This window comes from Mycobacterium helveticum, from assembly GCF_007714205.1.
In the GTDB taxonomy this organism is placed as follows: domain Bacteria; phylum Actinomycetota; class Actinomycetes; order Mycobacteriales; family Mycobacteriaceae; genus Mycobacterium; species Mycobacterium helveticum.
Genome location: NZ_VMQU01000100.1, coordinates 1 through 20,542 on the forward strand (window position 1 = coordinate 1; position 20,542 = coordinate 20,542).

A 20,542-nucleotide genomic window follows, 5' to 3' on the forward strand; every position below is an offset into this window, starting at 1 on the left:
ATTTTCCCTTGCACGAAGGGCATTTCCGTGTCACGACACAGCCATCACCCACATCAGGCTGAAAAATCAGGGTCTGAGTCGGAGCGGGCGAGCCCGGCCAGTGCATACGCCGCAAGCAGTGCGCGGCAGGCCACATCGCCCGCAGGATTACTGCCGAATCGGAGCTGCCTTAGCGCGGAGAAACTGAGTACGTGCGTTCGGATTATCCGGCTGCAGGTGACCACGCCGAGGTTATCGAGCGTTGGGGGAATCCCGCCGAGTCCGAAGACAGAGCCCGAGTTGCCCTTCTCGCCGCGTCGTTGCGCGGCCTTTTCGATCTTATCGACCAGCTTGGGGCTCAACTCGTCCTTCTGATCGGCCATGACGGCCAGCAACTCGGTGCCGCCGAGCTGCACGCTCATGCCGACAGGATCCACTCGCGCTCCGCCTCTCCTCGGGGTGTCGTTGGATCCGTCCCGCTGGTTGGCGAGCACACCGATGATCTCCCCGACGAGCGCACTGCGGTAGCGGCCTTGGCGCGTGCGACGTGTGGAGTCCCACGATCCGAATACGACACTGCCCGGGCTCAGGTCAAGTAGGGCGCGAACGTTGGCGGGCGAGGCGTCACGCGCCGCCCGGTAGACCGGATCTCTTGTGACCGACTGTCCGCCAATCGTGCCAGCTCGGATGTGCCCGTCAAAAGCGCGGTGTGGAAGTTCAAGGTCTGTGTAGAGCGCGTCACCGCCGAGGTAGGCGACCTGTATGCGAGGAACGCGGCTAAGGATCGGATGGTCGTTGCGGATGTCCTGAAGGATGGCTGCTTCGATGCGGTTCAGCTGGCTCTGCTTCGAATCTACGACCGCTGTGGTCACCGGCTGGCCGTCAACAAATCTGCACTCATACGCGAATGTCGGCTTGTTGCCGTCGACATAGCGCGCCGGGGCGATGCCAGCGTGGGGACCTCCCGCTGGCGTGAGTTCGGTTAGGGAGGTGAGCGCGCTAGAGCCGCTTGGCGAGCAGGCATTGCGCAGCTGTGAGTAGGTGAGAGTGGGCATGCTGATCCTTTCAGTTGTTGCTATGTGTCAGGCGGTTCGAGACCGCTGGCGGTCTCGTTCATCGGATTTGTGCATCATGCGCCGAGGGTCCGACATGAGGGTGTCGGTTTGCCAGGGGTGTCTGGACGAAGTGCAGGTGTCAAGAACTGCATCGGGGGAAGTGCCTGGGGCGGTGCCGGCCATCGCCTCAGGTCAATGCTTAACCATTGCATATATGTCGACCCGTGACAAGCGCGCACACGACTACCGCTTGCTACAGTCGGTTGCCGCACTTCATCGAGGAATGCACTGGTTTAAGCGGTGTTTAACACGCAGCGGCGATTGCCGAACGGCAACTTCGGTAAGGGGGCGGGATGAACTCGTCCGCCCCCTTACAACACTGCTGAACAGCCTGCGACGTGCGCCATCGGGACCGGAGTGTGTCGACTTCCACGGTTATGGAGCCGGTTCGGCTGGAGTCTTGCCACGACCATCGGACCTGTTGCTAGCGATGGAACTTCCCGGCATGTCGTTCTGACCAGCTTTTGCATTGGCGCTTCGACAGCGATCGATGTGGAGGTCCTCACTGGCGTTTTGAGAAGTTGATGTGATCAAGGTTCCAGACGTCATCTGCGTTGCGCTGGTGCGCGCCGGTGGTAAAGGATGTCGGGCATGCGCGTCTACCTCGGTTCTGACCACGCCGGATTCGAGCTCAAGCAGCGGATCATCGAGCACCTCGCGCAAGCGGGCCACGAGCCGATCGACTGCGGTGCCTACCGCTACGACGCCGAGGACGACTACCCGGCGTTCTGTATCGCCGCCGCGACACGAACGGTCGCCGACCCCGAAAGCCTCGGGATCGTCCTGGGGGGATCCGGCAACGGCGAGCAGATGGCCGCGAACAAGGTGCCCGGAGCCCGCTGTGCGCTGGCGTGGAACGTCGAAATCGCCAAGCTGGCGCGCGAACACAACAACGCGCAGCTGATCGGCATCGGCGGTCGCATGCACACCGAGGAGGAGGCGCTGGCCATGGTGGACGCCTTCCTGGACACCCCGTGGTCGAAAGCCGAACGCCACCAACGGCGTATCGACATCCTCAGCGAGTACGAACGCACGCATCAGGCGCCACCGGTGCCCGGCGCTCCGGGCTGAGGCATGCCGGAAGGGCATACCCTGCACCGGCTGGCCCGGCTGCATCAACGTCGATTCGCCCGGGCACCGGTCGCGGTGTCCAGCCCGCAGGGCCGATTCGCCGGTTCGACTGTGGACGGCCGGGTGCTGCTGCGCGCCGGCGCTTGGGGCAAGCACCTGTTCCACCACTACGAGCCGGCTCGAGGCGGGCCGATCGTGCACGTGCACCTCGGCCTCTACGGTGCCTTCAGGGAATGGCGCGTTCCCTCGGGTGGCGAGGCGCTTCCCGAACCGGTCGGCCAGGTGCGGATGCGGATGGTTGGCGCCGACTACGGGACCGACCTGCGCGGCCCCACGGTGTGCGAGGTCATCGACGAAGCCCGGGTGAGTGACATCCTGGCCCGGCTGGGCCCCGACCCGTTGCGGAGCGACGCCGACCCGTCGTGGGCGTGGGGCCGAATCACGAAGTCGCGCAGGCCCATCGGGGCGCTGCTGATGGACCAGACCGTCATCGCCGGTGTCGGCAACGTCTACCGCAGCGAGTTGTTGTTCCGCCACCGCATCGACCCGTACCGGCCCGGCCGGGCAATCGGCGAGGCGGAGTTCGAGGGGGCGTGGACCGATCTGGTGGACTTGATGAAGGTCGGTTTGCGTCGCGGCAACATCATCACGGTGTCGGCCGAGCACGACCACGGTCCGCCGTCATACCTGCCCGGTCGGCCGCGGACCTACGTGTACCGGCGGACCGGCGAGCCGTGCCGGGTGTGCGGTGAGCCGATCAGCACGGCGGTACTGGAAGGCCGGAACATGTTCTGGTGCGCGGCCTGCCAGCAGTGACGCGACGCGAGGGCCGACGCGACCGGCGGGAACCCCGCGGAAGGACTGCTGGGGTCGCCTGTTGGAGCTGAGCCCGCCCGGTTGGACGCGATACCGTTTACTTAACAAGAGAAGATCCGTCGGTGCAGGATCGTCCGTGAATTTCGGGCGGGAGCAGTTCGCCGAGGATCGCGGCGGTGCCGGTGTGGTCGGCGTCATCGCGAGGTCTCGGGAGGAAAACCCAGGTGGCTGGTGTTCGTTCGGCGAGCGGCCCGGAGGTATCGGGCGGATGGCAGTCCGTCCGGGCCCTGCCCGTAATCGGTGGCCGCCGAGTACATCAGCCAGCGGATCGCGTAGTGCACGCACAGGTGGCCATAGACTTCCTGGATCACCCCGTCGGGCAACTTGGAGCGCAGCACCAGCCCCGGGCCGCGCTGATGGGTTTTCAGCTCGTCGAAGGCGGTTTCGATCTCCCAGCGCTCGGCGTCGAGCCGGGCGAGTTCGGAGGCCGGCGCCGCGAAGGGATCGGTGATGGTGGTGATCAGCCGGCAGGTGCGGTTCGCGGTTTGGGGGCCAGGGTCGAGGGTGTACTCGAGGACTCGCACGTCGATGCCGTCGGTGTCGTTGCGCCGCGCTGTGGTCCCCGGATAGATACGTGAAGCGAAAGATCCGTCGCGGTAACACTTTTCGACAGGCAGCAGGGCGCTGGACCTGATCCGCCACAACAGGTCCGCGCCGGTGCCGGCCGCTTTGGCCCACAGCGGGTAGCTGAAGAACCCGCCATCAGCCGACACCAGCATGCCCGGCCGCAGCGACCGCAGTACCTGCTCGGCCAGTGCCTGTTCGCCCTGCCGGTAGGAACCGACCGCGGCATCGAGGATCGCCTTCGACCCGCACTCGGCCAATCCCAGCACCCGCACCTGCGGGAACGCGCCGCCACGGTGCTCCCCGCGCGAGGAACCCGGCCGGCCGAACCGCGCCTCGTTGGCCTCGGTGTCGGCGGTGTCCAGACACAGCCCGTCCACGCTCATCAACCGCCACGACCGATAGAAACCACCGGCGGTCTGCGGAGCGGTCAACGGCACCACCGCCTTGTCGAACAGTGCCCGCAGCGGCTCGGGCCCCAGTCGCTTGCGTGCCTGGAACAACGCCGCCTTGGTCGGCACCGGCCATTGCTGTGACCAACCCGAAGCCCACGAATGCCCCGCGACCAGCATTCGCATCACCTCCTCGTAGGAGGACGTCGAAAACAACGCCAGGCCGAGCACGTAGTAGACCACCACCCGCGCAGGCAACAACCGGTGCCGCTTCTCGCCCCGGCCGCACTCAGCAAGCACTTCATCGATCATCTCGGGCGGAAACGCCCTGGTCAACATGCCCAGTGAGAGGTAATCGGACAAGCGGTGATCATGCTCCGGCTTGACCCACCCAGCCCGTGGCACGCCGCAAGAATAGCCGGTGTGTCATCTTAAGTAAACGGTTTGTGTTTAACGTGGCCTTGTTGGGGTATCCGTCGATATGTTGAAAACACTTCCACGAATGGCCGCAACGATTTTTGCGGCCCTCATCGGCCTCGGCCTCGCAGGACTGGGAGGCGCGGTGTCGGCGCAGGCGCAGCCCGGGCCTTTCCCACGGTGGTGCCCAGGAGAATCCTGGAATCCGGGCTGGGGCAATAACTGGGACTCCGGGCATTGTCACGACAACTGGGGCGGACCCGGCGGACCCGGCGGACCCGGTTGGCCGGGCGGCCCCGGTGGACCGGGTGGTTTCGGTGGCCCGGGTGGACCGCCTGGTCCCGGTGGCCCGGGTGGACCGCCTGGTCCCGGTGGTCCCGGTGGTCCCGGTGGCCCCGGATGGAGCCTCCCTTGACCCTGCCGCTAACCCTGCGGCGCTGACCGCCAACGATCGATATCCGAAAAACCGCACCCTGCCGAAGACGGTCTGGCCCGAAGACGGTCTGGCCCGAAGACGGTCTGGCAGGGTGCGGTTATCGCGGAGTCCGCTCGATAACCCCCAGCGTCGCGTAGACCTCGTTACTGAGGGACACGCTGCGCGGGTCGGCGTTGGCCTTCGTGGCGTCGAAGCGGTTCATCACATACGCGTAGCCGATTCGGTGCTCGAGGTCGACGAACCCGAACGACCCGCCGAGCCCGCCGTGACCGAAGATCCCGGGGTTCGGCCCGTTGACGCGGCGTTGGTTGAGCATGTAGCCCAGACCCCACCCGTGGTCGGCGACGCGGGGGCCGAGCACCAGATCGGTTTCGGTGCCGCCCTGGCACACCCGGACCAGGTCCATGTGCTCGCGGCTGAGTATCTTCTCCTGGGCCAGCGCGTTGTAGAACGTCGCCAGCCCCAGTGCCGACACCTGCCCGTTGGTGCCGGGGAACTCCAGCTGACGCCACAGCTGCAGGTCGTGTGAGCCCAGTTCGTCGTCGGGGGCGAAACCCATCGAGATCGACAGCCCTGCCTTGGGGTGTTCGGCAAGGCTGGTGGGGTAGCCCGGGGCCTGGGCGTCGGCCAGCAGGTCGCGGGCGTGCGGCTTGTGGACGCGATCGGCGCACCGGCGCTGGTCGGCCGCGGACAGGCCGATGTGGACGTCGGCGCCGAACGGCTCGGCGATCTCGGTGCGCAGGTACTGGCCGATCGTCCGGCCGGTGACCCGGCGGAACACCTCGCCGAGGATGAAACCGAAGGTGGTCATGTGGTAGCCCTGGGCGGTGCCCGGCTCCCACCAGGGTTCGGCGGCGGCCAGTTGCGCGCAGACGTGATCCCAGTCGGCGACTTCCTCCCAACCCATCCGGTTGCGCGGCCCGATCACCCCAGAGCGGTGGCTCATCACCATCGCGAGCGTGATGTCCCGTTTGCCGGCCTGCCCGAACTCGGGCCAGTAGCGCGCCACCGGGGCCTGCAGGTCCAGCTCGCCCCGGTCGGCCAGTTGGTGGACGCAGGTCGCCGACAGGCCCTTGGTGCCCGACAGGACGGTGGTCAGGGTGTCCTGCCGCCAGGGCCGGGTGCCCGCCGCGTCGGCCGAGCCGCCCCAGAGATTGACGACCAGGTCGCCGTCCACCCAGGCCGCGACGGCCGCACCGACTTCGTTGCGCAAGGCGAAGTTGCGCGCGAACGCTTCACGCACCCGGACGAAGTCCGGCGCGCAGAAGCCGTGGATGGCAGTGTCTGTTCCGGCGTCGTTCATGGCGCCCTTCTACTGAGCAGATACCTAGCCCGAGCGGGCGACGGGAATCGAACCCGCGTAGCTAGTTTGGAAGACTAGGGCTCTACCATTGAGCTACGCCCGCATGATTTAGTCGAGCCAGACTGTATCCGCCCGCCGAGATCTAATCTAATCGACGCGGTTTCGTGATGGTTCCGTGAGGCTGTGGGCGGCTGCGCAGCCGGCACGGTCGGGCCGTAGGATCGCCTGGTCAGTGCGGGGTGTAGCGCAGCTTGGTAGCGCATCCGCTTTGGGAGCGGAAGGCCGCAGGTTCAAATCCTGTCACCCCGACCAGCGCGACCGGCCCCGCGCCGCAGCTGCGCCGGCACAGCGAGCCACCAACAGCGAGCCACCAACAGCGAGCAGAAACAAACACCGAGGAGCACACCCGTGAAGAGCAGCGTCGAGCAGTTGAGCCCCACCCGGGTGCGCATCAACGTGCAGGTGCCTTTCACAGAACTCGAGCCCGACTTCCAGCGGGCCTACAAGGAGCTGGCCAAGCAGATACGGCTGCCCGGCTTCCGGCCCGGCAAGGCGCCGGCGAAGTTGCTGGAGGCGCGCTTCGGACGGGAGGCGATGCTCGATCAGGTGGTCAGCGAGGCGCTGCCCGCCCGGTACGGACAGGCCGTCATGGAGTCGGAGGTCCAGCCGATCGGCCAGCCCGAGATCGCGGTCACCAGGAAGGAATACGGCCAGGATCTGGCCTTCACCGCCGAGGTCGACGTCCGCCCCCGGATCGCCCTTCCGGATTTGGGCGCGCTGACGGTCTCGGTGGACCCGGTCGAGGTCGGCGACGACGACGTCGACGCCGAACTGCAGTCGCTGCGGGCCCGGTTCGGCACCCTCAGCGGGGTGGACCGGCCGGTGGCCGTCGGCGACTTCGTCTCGATCGACCTGTCGGCCACCGTCGACGGCGAAGAAGTCCCGAATGCCGCAGCCGAGGGCCTGTCTCACGAGGTCGGTTCCGGCCGGCTCATCGCCGGCCTCGACGACGCGCTGGTCGGCCTGTCCGTCGACGAGTCCCGGGAGTTCACCGCCACGCTGGCCGCCGGCGAGCACGCCGGGAAGGACGCCCAGGTCACCGTCACGGTCAGGTCGGTCAAGCAACGCGAACTGCCCGAGCCCGACGACGAGTTCGCGCAACTGGCCAGCGAGTTCGACACCATCGAAGAGCTGCGTTCGAATCTGCGCGAGCAGGTGCAGCGGGCCAAGCGGGCCCGGCAAGCCGAGCAGATTCGCGACGCCACGATGGACGCGCTCCTCGAGCAGGTCGACGTGCCGCTGCCGGAGGCGGTCGTGCAGTCCCAGTACGAGAGCGCCGTGCACAACGCGCTCAGCAGCCTGGGCCACGACGACGCCAAGCTCGCCGAGGCGCTCGCCCAGCAGGGCAAGTCGCGCGAGGAGTTCGAGGCCGAGGCCCGCGAGGCGGCGGAGAAGGACGTCAAGCGGCAGCTGCTGCTGGACGCGCTGGCCGATGACCTGCAGATCGAGGTGGGCCAGGACGACCTGACCGAACGGCTGGTCGTCACGTCTCGCCAGTACGGCATCGAGCCGCAGCAGCTGCTCGCCTACATGCAGGAGAACAACCAGCTACCGTCGATGTTCGCCGACGTGCGGCGCGGTCTGGCCGTCGCCGCGGTGGTCGAGGCCGCGACGGTCACCGACACCGACGGGAATACGATCGACACCAGCGAGTTCTTCGGCAAGCGCCCGCAGGGCGGCGAGGCCGGGGCCGCCGGGGACGCCGAACCGGCCGGCGAAGCCGGGGGGGCCGACGAAACCGGCCCGGAAGCCGAGCCGGCGATCGCGGCCGGCACGCAAGAATGACCCGTCGTATGACGCTCTGAGCGAACGTGCCCGGTTGAGGGGGCGCGCGACCGCCCCGCGGCGGGCTCGGTTGGTTAGGGTCGGTTCATACGTAACTCGAGAAAGCAGGTAACCCAGTCGTGACTGACATGCGTTCGAACTCGCAGGGTCTCAACCTCACGGACTCGGTCTATGAGCGCTTGCTGTCCGAGCGCATCATTTTCCTGGGTTCAGAGGTGAACGACGAAATCGCCAATCGGCTGTGCGCGCAGATCCTGCTCCTCTCGGCCGAGGACGCCACGAAGGACATCTCGCTGTACATCAACTCCCCGGGCGGATCGATCAGCGCGGGGATGGCGATCTACGACACCATGGTCCTGGCGCCCTGTGACATCGCGACCTATGCGATGGGCATGGCCGCCTCGATGGGCGAGTTCCTGTTGGCGGCCGGCACCAAGGGCAAGCGCTACGCGCTGCCGCACGCCCGCATCCTGATGCACCAGCCGTTGGGCGGGGTGACCGGCAGCGCGGCCGACATCGCCATCCAGGCCGAGCAGTTCGCCGTCATCAAGAAGGAGATGTTCCGGCTGAACGCCGAGTTCACCGGGCAGCCGATCGAGCGGATCGAGGCGGACTCCGACCGGGACCGTTGGTTCACCGCGCAGGAAGCCCTCGAATACGGATTCGTCGACCACATCATCACCCGCGCCGCCCACATCGTTAACGGAGAAGCCCAGTGAACCCTCAGACCCAGCCCCAGGCGCGGTACATCCTGCCGTCGTTCATCGAGCACTCCAGCTTCGGTGTCAAGGAGTCCAACCCCTACAACAAGCTGTTCGAGGAGCGCATCATCTTCCTCGGCGTCCAGGTCGACGACGCGTCGGCCAACGACATCATGGCGCAGCTGCTGGTGCTGGAGTCGCTGGACCCCGACCGCGACATCACCATGTACATCAACTCGCCGGGCGGCGGGTTCACGTCGCTGATGGCGATCTACGACACCATGCAGTACGTGCGCGCCGACATCCAGACGGTCTGCCTGGGCCAGGCCGCGTCGGCCGCGGCGGTGTTGCTGGCCGCCGGAACACCCGGCAAGCGGATGGCGCTGCCCAATGCGCGGGTGCTGATCCACCAGCCGTCGCTGTCGGGCGTGATCCAGGGCCAGTTCTCCGATCTGGAAATCCAGGCCGCCGAGATCGAGCGGATGCGCACGCTGATGGAGACGACGCTGGCCCGTCACACCGGCAAGGACCCCGCGGTGATCCGCAAGGACACCGACCGGGACAAGATCCTGACCGCCGAAGAGGCCAAGGACTACGGGATCATCGACACCGTGCTCGAGTATCGGAAGCTCTCCGCGCAGAAATCCTGATCGTTCCGGGGGTGCATCCGCCGCGCTTGCACACCGCGGACGCACCGAACGTGAACTGACGGCGGGTTTCCGGCGGCCGATTCTCGCCATGAGAACACGCTCGGCGGGCGCACGGCGCCGGGTCTTTCCGCGTTTTCCCGCGCCCGGCCGCGTGGTGCAGCTCCAGGGTGGTGACCATCCCACCCACAGCCCCACCCACGCCCCGACCCTGGGTGCGTCGAGCCCGCGGGCCTCGGTCGGGTAACGACCGCAACACGCCAGGACACGCGCCGCGCGTCTCGACGAGTGACAGGCGTTGTCGGGCTATATGTTGCTTCCAGACGGACACGACATGAATACCACTGACGCGATTCGACGCTATTTGTCGCGGCAGGCCCGAGCAAGCGGGTAGCGTCGGGGTTTACCACACGGGACAGCAAGACGGACGGCGAACAGGAAGTAGGCCCTCAGCACCATGGCGCGCATCGGAGACGGCGGCGACCTGCTTAAGTGCTCGTTCTGCGGGAAGAGCCAGAAGCAGGTCAAAAAACTCATTGCTGGTCCCGGTGTGTACATCTGCGATGAATGCATCGATCTGTGTAACGAGATCATCGAAGAGGAACTCGCCGACGCCGACGACGTCAAGCTCGACGAACTGCCCAAGCCGGCCGAGATTCGCGAGTTTCTGGAGGGATACGTCGTTGGGCAGGACACCGCCAAGCGGACGCTGGCCGTTGCGGTCTACAACCACTACAAGCGAATCCAGGCCGGCGAGAAGAGCCGCGACTCCCGGTCGGAGCCGGTCGAGCTGACCAAGTCCAACATCTTGATGCTGGGGCCCACCGGTTGCGGCAAGACCTACCTGGCCCAGACGCTGGCCAAGATGCTCAACGTCCCGTTCGCCATCGCCGATGCCACCGCGCTGACCGAGGCCGGCTACGTCGGCGAGGACGTCGAGAACATCCTGCTCAAGCTCATCCAGGCCGCCGACTACGACGTCAAGCGCGCCGAGACCGGCATCATCTACATCGATGAGGTCGACAAGATCGCCCGCAAGAGCGAGAACCCGTCGATCACCCGCGACGTCTCCGGCGAGGGTGTGCAGCAGGCGCTGCTGAAAATCCTCGAGGGCACCCAGGCGTCGGTGCCCCCACAGGGCGGCCGCAAGCACCCGCACCAGGAGTTCATCCAGATCGACACCACGAACGTGCTGTTCATCGTCGCGGGTGCGTTTGCCGGGCTGGAGAAGATCATCTACGAGCGCGTCGGCAAGCGTGGTCTGGGCTTCGGCGCCGAGGTCCGCTCCAAGGCCGAGATCGACACCACCGACCATTTCTCCGACGTGATGCCCGAGGACTTGATCAAGTTCGGCCTGATCCCCGAGTTCATCGGGCGGCTGCCGGTCGTCGCCTCGGTGACCAACCTGGACCGCGAATCGCTGGTCAAGATCCTGTCCGAGCCGAAGAACGCGCTGGTCAAGCAGTACACTCGGCTCTTCGAGATGGACAATGTCGAGCTGGAGCTCACCGACGATGCGCTGGAAGCGATCGCCGACCAGGCGATCCACCGCGGCACCGGCGCCCGGGGCCTGCGGGCCATCATGGAAGAAGTCCTGCTGCCCGTCATGTACGACATCCCGAGTCGCGACGACGTCGCCAAGGTCGTGGTGACCAAGGAGACCGTGCAGGACAACGTGCTCCCGACGATCGTGCCGCGCAAGCCGTCGCGCAGCGAGCGCCGCGACAAGAGCGCCTGATCAATCGCGGACGGGCGGGCGTACCCGCGCATTCGTAGGCCGTTGAGCGCGCGTGCCCGACGACGGTGAGGCGGTCCCACGCCCCCAGGCGCGTGCACTGGACCTGCTGAACTTTCTGCTGGCCGACGTTCGCGACGGCCTGGGCCCGTACCTGTCGATCTATCTGTTGCTCACCCACCACTGGGACCAGGCGTCGATCGGGCTGGTCATGGCGGTGGGAGGTATCGCGGGGATCGCCGCGCAGACGCCGGCCGGCGCCTGGGTGGACAGGACGACGGCCAAGCGGGCGCTGCTCGTCGGCGGCGCCCTGACGATCACCGCCGGATCGCTGGCAATGCCGTTGTTTCCGGGTCGGTACGCGATCTCGCTGCTGCAAGTCCTCACCGGGATCGCCGGCTCAATCTTCGCGCCGGCGCTGGCCGCGATCACCCTGGGTATGGTCGGTCCACGCTTGTTCTCCCGTCGCATCGGACGCAACGAATCTTTCAACCACGCCGGAAATGCTTCGGCCGCAGCCATTACCGGCGCACTGGCCTACTTCTTGGGGCCCGCCGCGGCGTTCTGGGTGCTCGCCGCGATGGCCGTCGGAAGCGTGGCGGCCACCCTGCGGATCCCGGGCGACGCGATCGACCACGACGTCGCCCGCGGCATGGACCACGCCCGCGGGGAGCCCCATCCGCACCCGTCCGGGATGACCGTGTTGCTGCACAACCGCCGACTGATGATCTTCGCCGCGACGGTGATCGCCTTCCACTTCGCCAACGCCGCCATGCTCCCGTTGGTCGGCCAGCTACTGGCGCTGCACAACAAAGAGGTCGGGACCGCGCTGATGGCGGTCTGCATCGTGGCCGCCCAGGTCGTCATGGTTCCGGTGGCCTACGTGGCCGGGGCCAAGGCCGACTCGTGGGGGCGCAAGCCGATCTTCCTGGCGGGCTTCGCGGTCCTGGCCGTCCGCGGCTTTCTCTACACCTTGTCGGACAACTCCTATTGGCTGGTCGGCGTGCAACTGCTCGACGGGGTGGGAGCCGGCGTGTTCGGCGCGCTTTTTCCGCTCGTCGTCCAGGACGTGACGCACGGGACCGGCCGGTTCAACGTCAGCCTGGGCGCGGTGACGGCCGCGACGGGGATCGGGGCCTCGGTGTCGAATCTGGCCGCGGGCTCGATCGTGGTGGCGGCGGGCTACCACGCGGCCTTCGCCTCCCTCGGGGCCCTCGCGGCGGCCGGTTTTGTGCTGTATTCGGTCGCGATGCCGGAAACGGCGCCCGCCGATCCGGGCGCCGGGAACAGGGTGTCCGGAACCGGTCTGCGCGGCTTCAGGCGCCCGACGTGACCAATCCCACAGTTTTGCGACGGCGTGCCCGCAATGCCTCGCTGACGAGGGCTTTTCGTGGGCTTTTCGGGGAAAGCTGGCGGCGCGGAAGTCGTCGAACACCGTCATGCGGGCCGAAATCCGGTGCCATAATTGGTACTACGAGTGACATGAAAGCGCGAGGACGCGGTAATTGCCCCGACTGCGCGTAGCCTATGGCTGCGGTGCAGTGCCTGTCTGGTTAACAAGTGGAGGCGTAGAGGTGGATCCGAACGGCGGCGGAGCCGGATCAGATTCCCATGGCGGGGCGTCTCAGCGTGGGAGCGACCACCAGCGTCTGGAACAAGTCGTCATCCGATTCGCCGGTGACTCCGGCGACGGGATGCAGCTGACCGGTGACCGGTTCACCGTGGAAGCCGCGCTTTTCGGCAATGACTTGGCCACCCAGCCGAACTATCCCGCCGAGATCCGCGCCCCGGCAGGGACGCTGCCCGGGGTCTCGTCCTTCCAGATCCAGATCGCCGATCACGACATCCTGACCGCCGGTGACCGGCCCGACGTCCTGGTCGCGATGAACCCCGCGGCGCTCAAGGCCAACATCGGTGACCTGCCGCGCGGCGGCATGGTGATCGCCAACACCGACGATTTCACCAAACGCAACCTGACCAAGGTGGGCTACGCCAGCAATCCCCTCGAGTCCGGCGAGTTGTCCGAGTATGTGGTGCACCCCGTTCCGATGACGACGCTGACCCTCGGTGCCGTCGAGACGATCGGGGCCTCCAAGAAGGACGGCGAGCGCGCCAAGAACATGTTCGCGTTGGGTCTGCTGGCGTGGATGTACGGTCGACCGATCCAGTCCAGCGAGAACTTCATCCGGGAGAAGTTCGTCCGCAAGCCCGATGTCGCGGAGGCCAACGTGCTGGCCCTGAAGGCGGGCTGGAACTACGGCGAGACCACCGAGGCCTTCGGCACCACCTACGAGGTTTCCCGGGCCAGCCTGCCGGCCGGCGAATACCGCCAGATCTCGGGTAACACCGCGCTGGCCTACGGCATCGTCGCCGCGGGACGGCTGGCCGACATCCCCGTCTTGCTCGGCAGCTACCCGATCACGCCGGCGTCGGACATCCTGCACGAGCTGTCCAAGCACAAGAACTTCGACGTCATCACCTTCCAGGCCGAAGACGAGATCGGCGGTATCTGCGCGGCGATCGGCGCCGCCTACGGTGGTGCGCTCGGAGTCACCAGCACGTCCGGGCCGGGTATTTCACTGAAGTCGGAGGCGCTGGGCCTCGCCGTGATGACCGAACTCCCGCTGATCGTCATCGACGTGCAGCGGGGCGGCCCCTCCACCGGCCTGCCGACCAAGACCGAGCAGGCCGACCTGCTGCAGGCGCTGTACGGCCGCAACGGAGAGTCGCCGGTGGCGGTACTCGCCCCGCGGACTCCCTCCGACTGCTTTGCGACAGCACTCGAGGCGGTGCGCATCGCGGTTTCGTACCACACACCGGTGATCGTGCTGTCCGACGGCGCGATCGCCAACGGTTCGGAGCCCTGGCGGATTCCCGACGTCGACGAGCTGCAACCCATCACGCACGCCTACGCCAAGGCCGGCGAGCCGTTCCAGCCCTACGCTCGCGATCCTGAGACGCTCGCCCGCCAATTCGCCATTCCGGGCACCCCCGGCCTGGAGCACCGCATCGGCGGCCTGGAGGCGGCGAACGGTTCGGGCAACATCTCCTACGAGCCAGCGAACCACGACCTGATGGTCCGGCTGCGCCAGGCCAAGATCGACGGGATCGCCGTCCCCGACCTCGAGGTCGACGATCCGACCGGAGACGCCGAGTTGCTGCTGATCGGGTGGGGAAGTTCCTACGGCCCGATCGGGGAAGCCTGCCGGCGCGCGCGACGCAGGGGTGTCAAGGTCGCCCACGCTCACCTGCGCTACCTCAGCCCGTTCCCGGCGAACCTGGGCGAGGTGCTGCGGCGCTACCCGAAGGTGGTGGCGCCGGAAATGAACCTGGGCCAGCTGGCGCTGTTGCTGCGCGGCAAATATCTGGTGGACGTGCAGTCGGTCACCAAGGTTCAGGGTGTCGCGTTCCTGGCCGACGAGGTGAGCCGACTCATCAACGCCGCACTGGGCGGAACATTGGCCGAAATTGAGCAAGACAAGACGATGGGCGCCAGAATGGCGGCAGCGACGGTCGGTGCGGGAGCGAGCTCGTGACATGCGCGGCGACGATGCAGAGCGAAGCGATGAGGAGGAGCGGCGCTCGTGACATGCGCGGCGACGATGCAGAGCGAAGCGATGAGGAGGAGCGGCGCTCGTGACTGACGTGATCGACAATCTGGTAGGCACGGACCTCGGGGTGACTCCGAGGCCGACCAAGAACACGGGCGTGCCCACCACTGATCAGCCGCAAAAGGCCAAGGACTACACCAGCGACCAGGAAGTCCGGTGGTGTCCGGGCTGTGGTGACTACGTCATCCTCAACACCATCCGCAACTTTCTGCCCGATCTGGGGCTGCGTCGCGAGAACATCGTCTTCGTCAGTGGCATCGGCTGCTCCAGCCGGTTCCCGTACTACCTGGAAACGTACGGCTTCCACTCGATTCACGGGCGTGCGCCCGCCATCGCGACGGGTCTGGCGATCGCCCGCGAGGATTTGTCGGTGTGGGTGGTCACCGGCGACGGCGATGCGTTGTCCATCGGCGGGAACCACCTGATCCATGCGCTGCGCCGCAACGTCAACATCACCATTCTGCTTTTCAACAACCGGATCTACGGGCTGACGAAGGGCCAGTATTCGCCCACCTCCGAGGTCGGCAAGATCACCAAGTCGACACCGATGGGATCGCTGGACCAGCCGTTCAACCCGGTGTCCTTGGCGCTGGGCGCCGAGGCGACCTTCGTCGGTCGCGCGCTGGACTCCGACCGCACCGGGCTGACCGAGGTGCTGCGCGCGGCCGCCGAGCACCGCGGCGCCGCCGTGGTCGAAATCCTGCAGGACTGCCCGATCTTCAACGACGGTTCGTTCGACGCGCTGCGCAAGGAGGGCGCCGAGGAGCGGGTGATCAAAGTCCGCCACGGCGAGCCGATCGTGTTCGGCGCCAACGGCGAATACTGCGTGGTGAGGTCGGGATTCGGTCTCGACGTCGCCAAGACCGCCGATGTGGCGGCCAAGGAGATCGTCGTGCACGACGCGCACGCCGACGACTCCGCGTACGCCTTCGCCCTGTCGCGGCTGTCCGACCAGAACCTCGAGCACACCGTGCTGGGCATCTTCCGCGACATCAACCGGCCCACCTACGACGACGCGGCCCGAGCGCAGGTCCGCGCCGCCCGCGACGCGGCCCCGTCCGACCGCGTCGCGCTGCAGTCGCTGCTACGCGGGCGCGACACCTGGACCGTCGACTAGAGGTGGCAGAGCAGATGCCGGACGCAGTGTCGCTTGCCGGGGTGGTACTTGCCGGCGGGGCGTCGCAGCGCATGGGCCGCGACAAGGCCAATCTGCCCGTTCCGGGGCCCGCGGGGACTTCCGGCGCGTCCACCATGATCGAGCAGGTGGTCGGTGTCATCGGGCAGCGCTGCGAGCCGGTTTTCGTCATGGCCGCGCAGGGTCAGCCGCTGCCCGCGCTGCAGGCTCGCATCGTGCGCGATGAACTCCGGGGCCTTGGACCCTTGCCGGCGACCGCCCGCGGACTGCGTGCGGCGGCGGATGCGGGCGCCGGGCTGGCCTTCGTGTGCGCGGTCGACATGCCCCTGCTGGCCGTGGACCTGATCGACGATCTCGTTCGCCGCGCCACCGAGACCAACGCCGAAGTGGTGCTGCCCTGGGACGGACAGGACCACTACCTTGCGGCGGTGTACCGGACTGACCTGGCCGACCGGGCCGACGCGCTGGTGGCCGGCGGTGCCCGCAGGATGAGCGCCTTGGTCGACGCCTCGGACGCCCAGCGGGTCGTGATGGTGGATTCGCGGTCGCTGACCAACGTCAACACGGACGCCGACCTGCGCGCCTTGGCCTAGCAACCCCGACATCGACCGCCGCCGTGCCCGTTTGATCCACCCCGGCACACCGTGCCCGGGTTGTCGCAAAGAAAAGGCATCACAGCACCGCGTCGGCCAGGCGGTCGACCTGGTCGATATCGGCCACGCACGGATGGAACACCAGCCCGTCGAAGCCCAGGTCGCGGTAGGCGACCACGGTCTGCGCCGCACCCCGGGGTGAGGCGAGCATGTCGGCGACGTTGAGCCGGGCGTAGTCGGGGTTGAAGCCGTAGTAGCGCTGCAGGTGGCGCGACCGGTCGCGACGGTGCCGGGGTCACCGAGGGCGAAGTTGACACTGGCCTGAAGCCGGGGGCGCCCCGAGCGGCCCGCTTGCGTCCACGCCGCACGTACCCGGTCGGCGAGTACCGATTGGTTGGCGTAGTCGCGCAGCGCTCCGGCGGTCCAGCCGTCACCGATTGTCGCGGCGCGGCGGATCGTCGCATCCGCCCGCCCACCGAACAGGATCGGAATCCGCGCCGGCGCAGCGCCGAGCGCCGTGTCGCCCGAAACGGGTGTGCCTGCGAACGCATCGCGCAGTACGGCGACGGTCTGGTCGAGGATGCGCCCGCGCCGGCCATAGTCGACGCCGGCAGCGGTGTAGTCGTCGGGTCGGCTCCCGATGCCCAGCCCGAGGGTGAGCCGACCGCCCGACGCGTCGGCGAGGGTGGTGACTTGCTTGGCGAGCAGCACTGCGGGGTACAGCGGAGCCAGCAGCACGTTGGTCATCAACCCGATCTCGGTGGTCGCGCCCGCGGCCACCGACAGCGCGACGATCGAGTCGAGGCTTTCGTAGACCAGCCGGTCGATCGCGGCCAGTTGGGCGAACCCGCGCCGCTCGGCTCGGCGGGCCCATTCGGCGGTCAACACACCGGGCACGTGCGCGATATGGCTGGGTAGTCCTATTCCGATGCGCATGGGGATCGCTCCTTCAGGGGTTCACTGAATCGAAGACGTCGTCGTAGTGGCCGTCGCGGACGGCGAATCGCACCCGCTTGGCGGCATCCACTACGATCTCGTCGGCGTCGGGTTGGCTGCGCAGCAGCGACATCGTCTCGGCGACAAAGGCTTTCAGCGACATCGCGGTGGGTCCGCGTTCCCGGCCGGCGAGCATGTCGGTCTCGACCTGCGGCGGGATGATCTCGATCACCTGGATCGGAGTGCGGCGCAGTTGGCGGCGCAGCGACTGGGTGTAGGCGTGCAGGCCTGCCTTGGTCGCCGAGTAGGTCGGCGCGAGCGCTTTGGGCACGAACGCCAAGGCGGAGGTGACGTTGACGATCGCGGCGCGCGGCTGCCCGAGCAGGGTCGGTAGCAGTGCCGCGGTGAGCCGCATCGGCCCCAGCAGGTTGACGGCCACGGTCATGCCGGCGATCTCGGGCAGGGCAGGATCGCCGGTCAACAGGTCCTCGGTCCGCATGACGCCCGCGTTGTTGACCACGACATTCAGGCCGGGGTGGCGGCCGGGCAGTTCGGCGGCCAACCGGCCGATGCCATCCGGCTCCGCCAGGTCCAGCCGGAGGTATTCGATACCCGGGTTTGCCTCGGCGACGGCCCGCAGCGCTTCGAGACGGCGCCCGGCGATCACGACCCGGTTGCCCGCTCGATGCAAAGCTTCGGCCAGGCCGCGGCCGATTCCGCTGCCGCCGCCGGTGACCAGGATGGTGTTGCCCGTCAGGTCCATGCAGTCCAGGCTGACAGCGCGAGCGTCGAAACTACGATCACTTCATCGAGATTGGGCAGAAGTCCTCATATTGGGGGTATCAGACGGATACTTTTCCTCGTGATCGACGATCTGGACGCGCAGATCCTGCATGCTCTCCAGTTGGCCCCCCGGGTTTCGTTTCGCCGGGTCGCCGGCGTGGTCGAGGCCACTGAGCAAACGGTCGCCCGGCGCTATCACCGGCTGCGCCGCGACGGCGTGGTGCGTGTTGTCGGATTGGAGAACCGGTGGGCGGACGGCGAAGCGAGCTGGGTGTGCCGCATGCGCGCCGCACCCGACCGCATATCGCAGCTGGCCGACGCGCTGGTGCGCCGCCGCGACGTGTCCCACGCCAACGTGCTGGCCGGATGGACCGACCTGGTCTGCGTCGTCCGGGCGCCGCTGGGCGATACGCGCGAGGACCTCCTGCCCCGGCTACTGCCACGAACGACTTCGGTCACCGACATCACCATCGATCTGCTGCTGCATTCGTTCGGCCACCCCGCAACCGCACCGTGGACCGGCTACGGGCACACGCTGTCCGACCGGCAAGCCGAGGAGATCCTGGCCGAGCGGACCGGCCCGGTGTCCTGCGCTCAACGGTTCTCGCTGACCGCAGAGGACCGCCACATCCTCGAGGCACTCGCCGAAGACGGCCGCACACCGCAGTCCCGGCTCGCCGCACGCACTGGTTGGTCGGTCTCGCGGGTGGGCAGGCGGATCGCGGCGCTGGAAGCCTGCGGTGCGCTGCTCTACGACGTCGACGTGCTGCCCGAGCGGCTCGGCAACCAGCTCAGCGCCATGCTCTGGCTGACGGTGGCCCCCCGCGACCTACATCGCGTCGGCGAGCTGATCGCGGCACACGACCACATCGCCTTCGCCGGCGCGGTCAGCGGGACCAAAAACCTGATGGCGATCGCCATCTGCCGAGACACCGACGATCTGTACCGATACCTCAGCGAGCAACTCGGGCAGATCGAGGCGATCCTCGGGTACGAGGTCAACATCCGCACTCAGCGCCTCAAGCAACACGGATCGCTGGTGGCCCACGGCAGGCTGATCAACCCCCGCCCGGCCCGCACCGCGCGCTGAGCGATTCGCCTCGGCGGCGGCGCCAGTGGTCGTTGTGGACCGTCTGCTGCCACATCGGGGACCCCTCGGCCGCGCGGCTGACCGTGAGCCGGGGCCATTCACCCGCGGCGTTTCGATCATCGCTCGCGCCGGCAATTCGCATCGTTCGCGGTTTATTGGCGTCCAGCGAATTCGCTTTGTCATTCCGACAGCAATCCGCGCAGGCAGCGGTGGGTGCCATTACCACCGAAAAATCCTTCGAGCGACAATGGCCTGCCGGGCCGCGCCCATATCGTAGTCCGTTGGCGCGGCGGCGATTTGGGGGAGAGGTTAATCGGTCCGGTGGGGCCGTTACGGTGCGGCTCCCGTAAGCGATCCACGGATTTGCGGCAAAACGGGAGCCGCCGGCAGCGCCGGCACTGTTTTTCGCGACCCACCCTCGTCGGGGACGCCGCGTGGTCGGCGGTTGCGCGGCGGACCTAAAATATGCCAGGGCTAAAAGCGTTGCGCAGGAGCAAAACCCGGCTTCCCGATACGGATGTGGTTTCAGCCTTTGGCAATACGTCGCAGCGAAAGATTCAGTTGTGCAGGTGATTTGCTGATGCGGCGTCGATCCGGTCGCGCGATGCGGCTCGGCGGGGGGCGACTGCAGTCCCAGATCGCGGCGGCTCCGCCGTGACGCGCAGTGCCAAACGTCCGAATACCGTGGTCTGAGTCACAATTTACCCGTGATTAGGGTCACTCTCGTCCCGCGGTGTACGGCGCATGGCGGAAGCGCGAAATCCGAGGTTGACCTGCGCGGATATTTCGCCGACCGCTCTGTGATCGGTTCGTTATAGGAACGAGATATCCATTTTCTGAAGATGAAAAACATGAGCGGTTCTCGTAGCGTCCCTGGTGCCCCGAGACGGGCAAACCAAAACTGAATCCACGGCCCCGCGTGTGAGCGGGGGTGGGAGCGGCACGAGCCGCCCCCGGTCGGCGCGGCTGACAGCCCGCCAGGCAGATGCGAACCCCCGCTGTCGTGCCGAAACGAGACGGCACGCCCCAGAGAGCCACTTCCGTACAGACATGGCACCAAGCCCGCCTCGGTGGGCTTGCTTTGGCGCGCGCAAACCCGAAAGGAACACCTTTTGAAGAACGCCCGCAAGACGCTCATTGCTGCCGCGATCACCGGAACACTCGTCAGCATGTCGTCTGCCCCCACCGCGACCGCGGAGCCTGCCGGCCTAGAACTGAACGGGCCGTCCCCCGCTCCCGCGGGTTTCGACCCGAACCTGCCCCCGCCACCGGACGCCCCGCCGGCTCCGGACGCGCCGCCGCCACCGGACGCC

Annotated in this window: 16 protein-coding genes, 2 tRNA genes and 2 pseudogenes; 14 read left to right on the forward strand and 6 right to left on the reverse strand. The window is 67.2% G+C overall.

Annotated features, from left to right (window positions below):
- Positions 1–53: 53 nt before the first annotated feature.
- Complete coding sequence (cas7g, locus tag FPZ47_RS19950; protein ID WP_144953391.1) at positions 54–1,034, reverse strand: type I-G CRISPR-associated RAMP protein Csb1/Cas7g; 981 nt, start codon at positions 1,032–1,034, stop codon at positions 54–56.
- Positions 1,035–1,685: 651 nt separating this feature from the next.
- Here cas7g and FPZ47_RS19955 point away from each other — a divergent pair.
- Both FPZ47_RS19955 and FPZ47_RS19960 read left to right on the forward strand, forming a co-directional pair.
- Positions 1,686–2,165, forward strand: a complete 480-nt coding sequence (locus FPZ47_RS19955) for a ribose-5-phosphate isomerase (RefSeq protein ID WP_210419951.1) — start codon at positions 1,686–1,688, stop codon at positions 2,163–2,165.
- Between the two features lie 3 nt (positions 2,166–2,168).
- Positions 2,169–2,981 (forward strand): Fpg/Nei family DNA glycosylase, encoded by an 813-nt coding sequence (locus tag FPZ47_RS19960; protein WP_144953386.1) that lies wholly within the window; start codon positions 2,169–2,171, stop codon positions 2,979–2,981.
- A gap of 194 nt (positions 2,982–3,175) precedes the next feature.
- On the opposite strand, the gene FPZ47_RS19965 is transcribed toward FPZ47_RS19960, so the two are convergent.
- The gene (locus tag FPZ47_RS19965; protein WP_144953384.1) at positions 3,176–4,402 is read right to left on the reverse strand and encodes an IS4 family transposase; all 1,227 of its coding nucleotides are present in this window, start codon (positions 4,400–4,402) and stop codon (positions 3,176–3,178) included.
- A gap of 97 nt (positions 4,403–4,499) precedes the next feature.
- Between FPZ47_RS19965 and FPZ47_RS30890 the strand changes: the two genes are divergently transcribed.
- A complete protein-coding gene (locus tag FPZ47_RS30890; RefSeq protein ID WP_144953381.1) occupies positions 4,500–4,829 on the forward strand; it encodes an Mtp family mycobacterial-type pilin in 330 nt (109 codons plus the stop codon).
- Between the two features lie 118 nt (positions 4,830–4,947).
- Here FPZ47_RS30890 and FPZ47_RS19975 read toward each other — a convergent pair whose 3' ends face one another.
- A complete protein-coding gene (locus FPZ47_RS19975) occupies positions 4,948–6,153 on the reverse strand; it encodes a serine hydrolase domain-containing protein (protein ID WP_144953378.1) in 1,206 nt (401 codons plus the stop codon).
- A gap of 32 nt (positions 6,154–6,185) precedes the next feature.
- A tRNA-Gly gene (locus tag FPZ47_RS19980) sits at positions 6,186–6,256 on the reverse strand.
- Positions 6,257–6,388: 132 nt separating this feature from the next.
- Here FPZ47_RS19980 and FPZ47_RS19985 point away from each other — a divergent pair.
- The 9 genes from FPZ47_RS19985 to mobA all read left to right on the forward strand — a co-directional run bounded on the left by FPZ47_RS19985 (position 6,389) and on the right by mobA (position 16,420).
- Positions 6,389–6,465, forward strand: a tRNA-Pro gene (locus FPZ47_RS19985).
- A gap of 96 nt (positions 6,466–6,561) precedes the next feature.
- The gene (gene tig, locus FPZ47_RS19990; RefSeq protein WP_144953375.1) at positions 6,562–7,998 is read left to right on the forward strand and encodes a trigger factor; all 1,437 of its coding nucleotides are present in this window, start codon (positions 6,562–6,564) and stop codon (positions 7,996–7,998) included.
- Between the two features lie 128 nt (positions 7,999–8,126).
- On the forward strand, positions 8,127–8,717 hold the full coding sequence (gene clpP1 / locus FPZ47_RS19995) for an ATP-dependent CLP protease proteolytic subunit ClpP1 (RefSeq protein ID WP_144953394.1): 591 nt from the start codon (positions 8,127–8,129) through the stop codon (positions 8,715–8,717).
- A complete protein-coding gene (clpP2, locus tag FPZ47_RS20000) occupies positions 8,714–9,349 on the forward strand; it encodes an ATP-dependent CLP protease proteolytic subunit ClpP2 (protein ID WP_144953372.1) in 636 nt (211 codons plus the stop codon). Before clpP1 ends, clpP2 begins: the two co-directional genes overlap by 4 nt.
- Before the next feature lie 454 nt (positions 9,350–9,803).
- Complete coding sequence (clpX, locus tag FPZ47_RS20005; RefSeq protein ID WP_144953369.1) at positions 9,804–11,084, forward strand: ATP-dependent Clp protease ATP-binding subunit ClpX; 1,281 nt, start codon at positions 9,804–9,806, stop codon at positions 11,082–11,084.
- A 52-nt stretch (positions 11,085–11,136) separates the two neighbouring features.
- Positions 11,137–12,414, forward strand: a complete 1,278-nt coding sequence (locus FPZ47_RS20010; RefSeq protein WP_144953367.1) for an MFS transporter — start codon at positions 11,137–11,139, stop codon at positions 12,412–12,414.
- Positions 12,415–12,655: 241 nt separating this feature from the next.
- A complete protein-coding gene (locus FPZ47_RS20015; protein WP_144953364.1) occupies positions 12,656–14,617 on the forward strand; it encodes a 2-oxoacid:acceptor oxidoreductase subunit alpha in 1,962 nt (653 codons plus the stop codon).
- A 100-nt stretch (positions 14,618–14,717) separates the two neighbouring features.
- Positions 14,718–15,809 (forward strand): 2-oxoacid:ferredoxin oxidoreductase subunit beta, encoded by a 1,092-nt coding sequence (locus FPZ47_RS20020; protein ID WP_144953362.1) that lies wholly within the window; start codon positions 14,718–14,720, stop codon positions 15,807–15,809.
- Between the two features lie 14 nt (positions 15,810–15,823).
- Positions 15,824–16,420, forward strand: a complete 597-nt coding sequence (gene mobA / locus FPZ47_RS20025) for a molybdenum cofactor guanylyltransferase (RefSeq protein WP_425461809.1) — start codon at positions 15,824–15,826, stop codon at positions 16,418–16,420.
- Between the two features lie 79 nt (positions 16,421–16,499).
- Here the strand turns inward: mobA and FPZ47_RS20030 are convergent.
- Together FPZ47_RS20030 and FPZ47_RS20035 are read right to left on the reverse strand one after the other, a co-directional pair.
- A pseudogene (locus FPZ47_RS20030) lies at positions 16,500–17,356 on the reverse strand (LLM class flavin-dependent oxidoreductase).
- 13 nt (positions 17,357–17,369) lie between these two features.
- Complete coding sequence (locus tag FPZ47_RS20035) at positions 17,370–18,119, reverse strand: SDR family oxidoreductase (RefSeq protein WP_144953356.1); 750 nt, start codon at positions 18,117–18,119, stop codon at positions 17,370–17,372.
- A 99-nt stretch (positions 18,120–18,218) separates the two neighbouring features.
- Here FPZ47_RS20035 and FPZ47_RS20040 point away from each other — a divergent pair, with 99 nt between their 5' ends.
- Positions 18,219–19,229, forward strand: coding sequence for an Lrp/AsnC family transcriptional regulator (locus FPZ47_RS20040; protein WP_246133470.1), 1,011 nt, complete (start codon positions 18,219–18,221; stop codon positions 19,227–19,229).
- A gap of 1,112 nt (positions 19,230–20,341) precedes the next feature.
- Positions 20,342–20,542 (forward strand): annotated as a pseudogene (locus tag FPZ47_RS28965) (hypothetical protein); the annotation flags it as partial.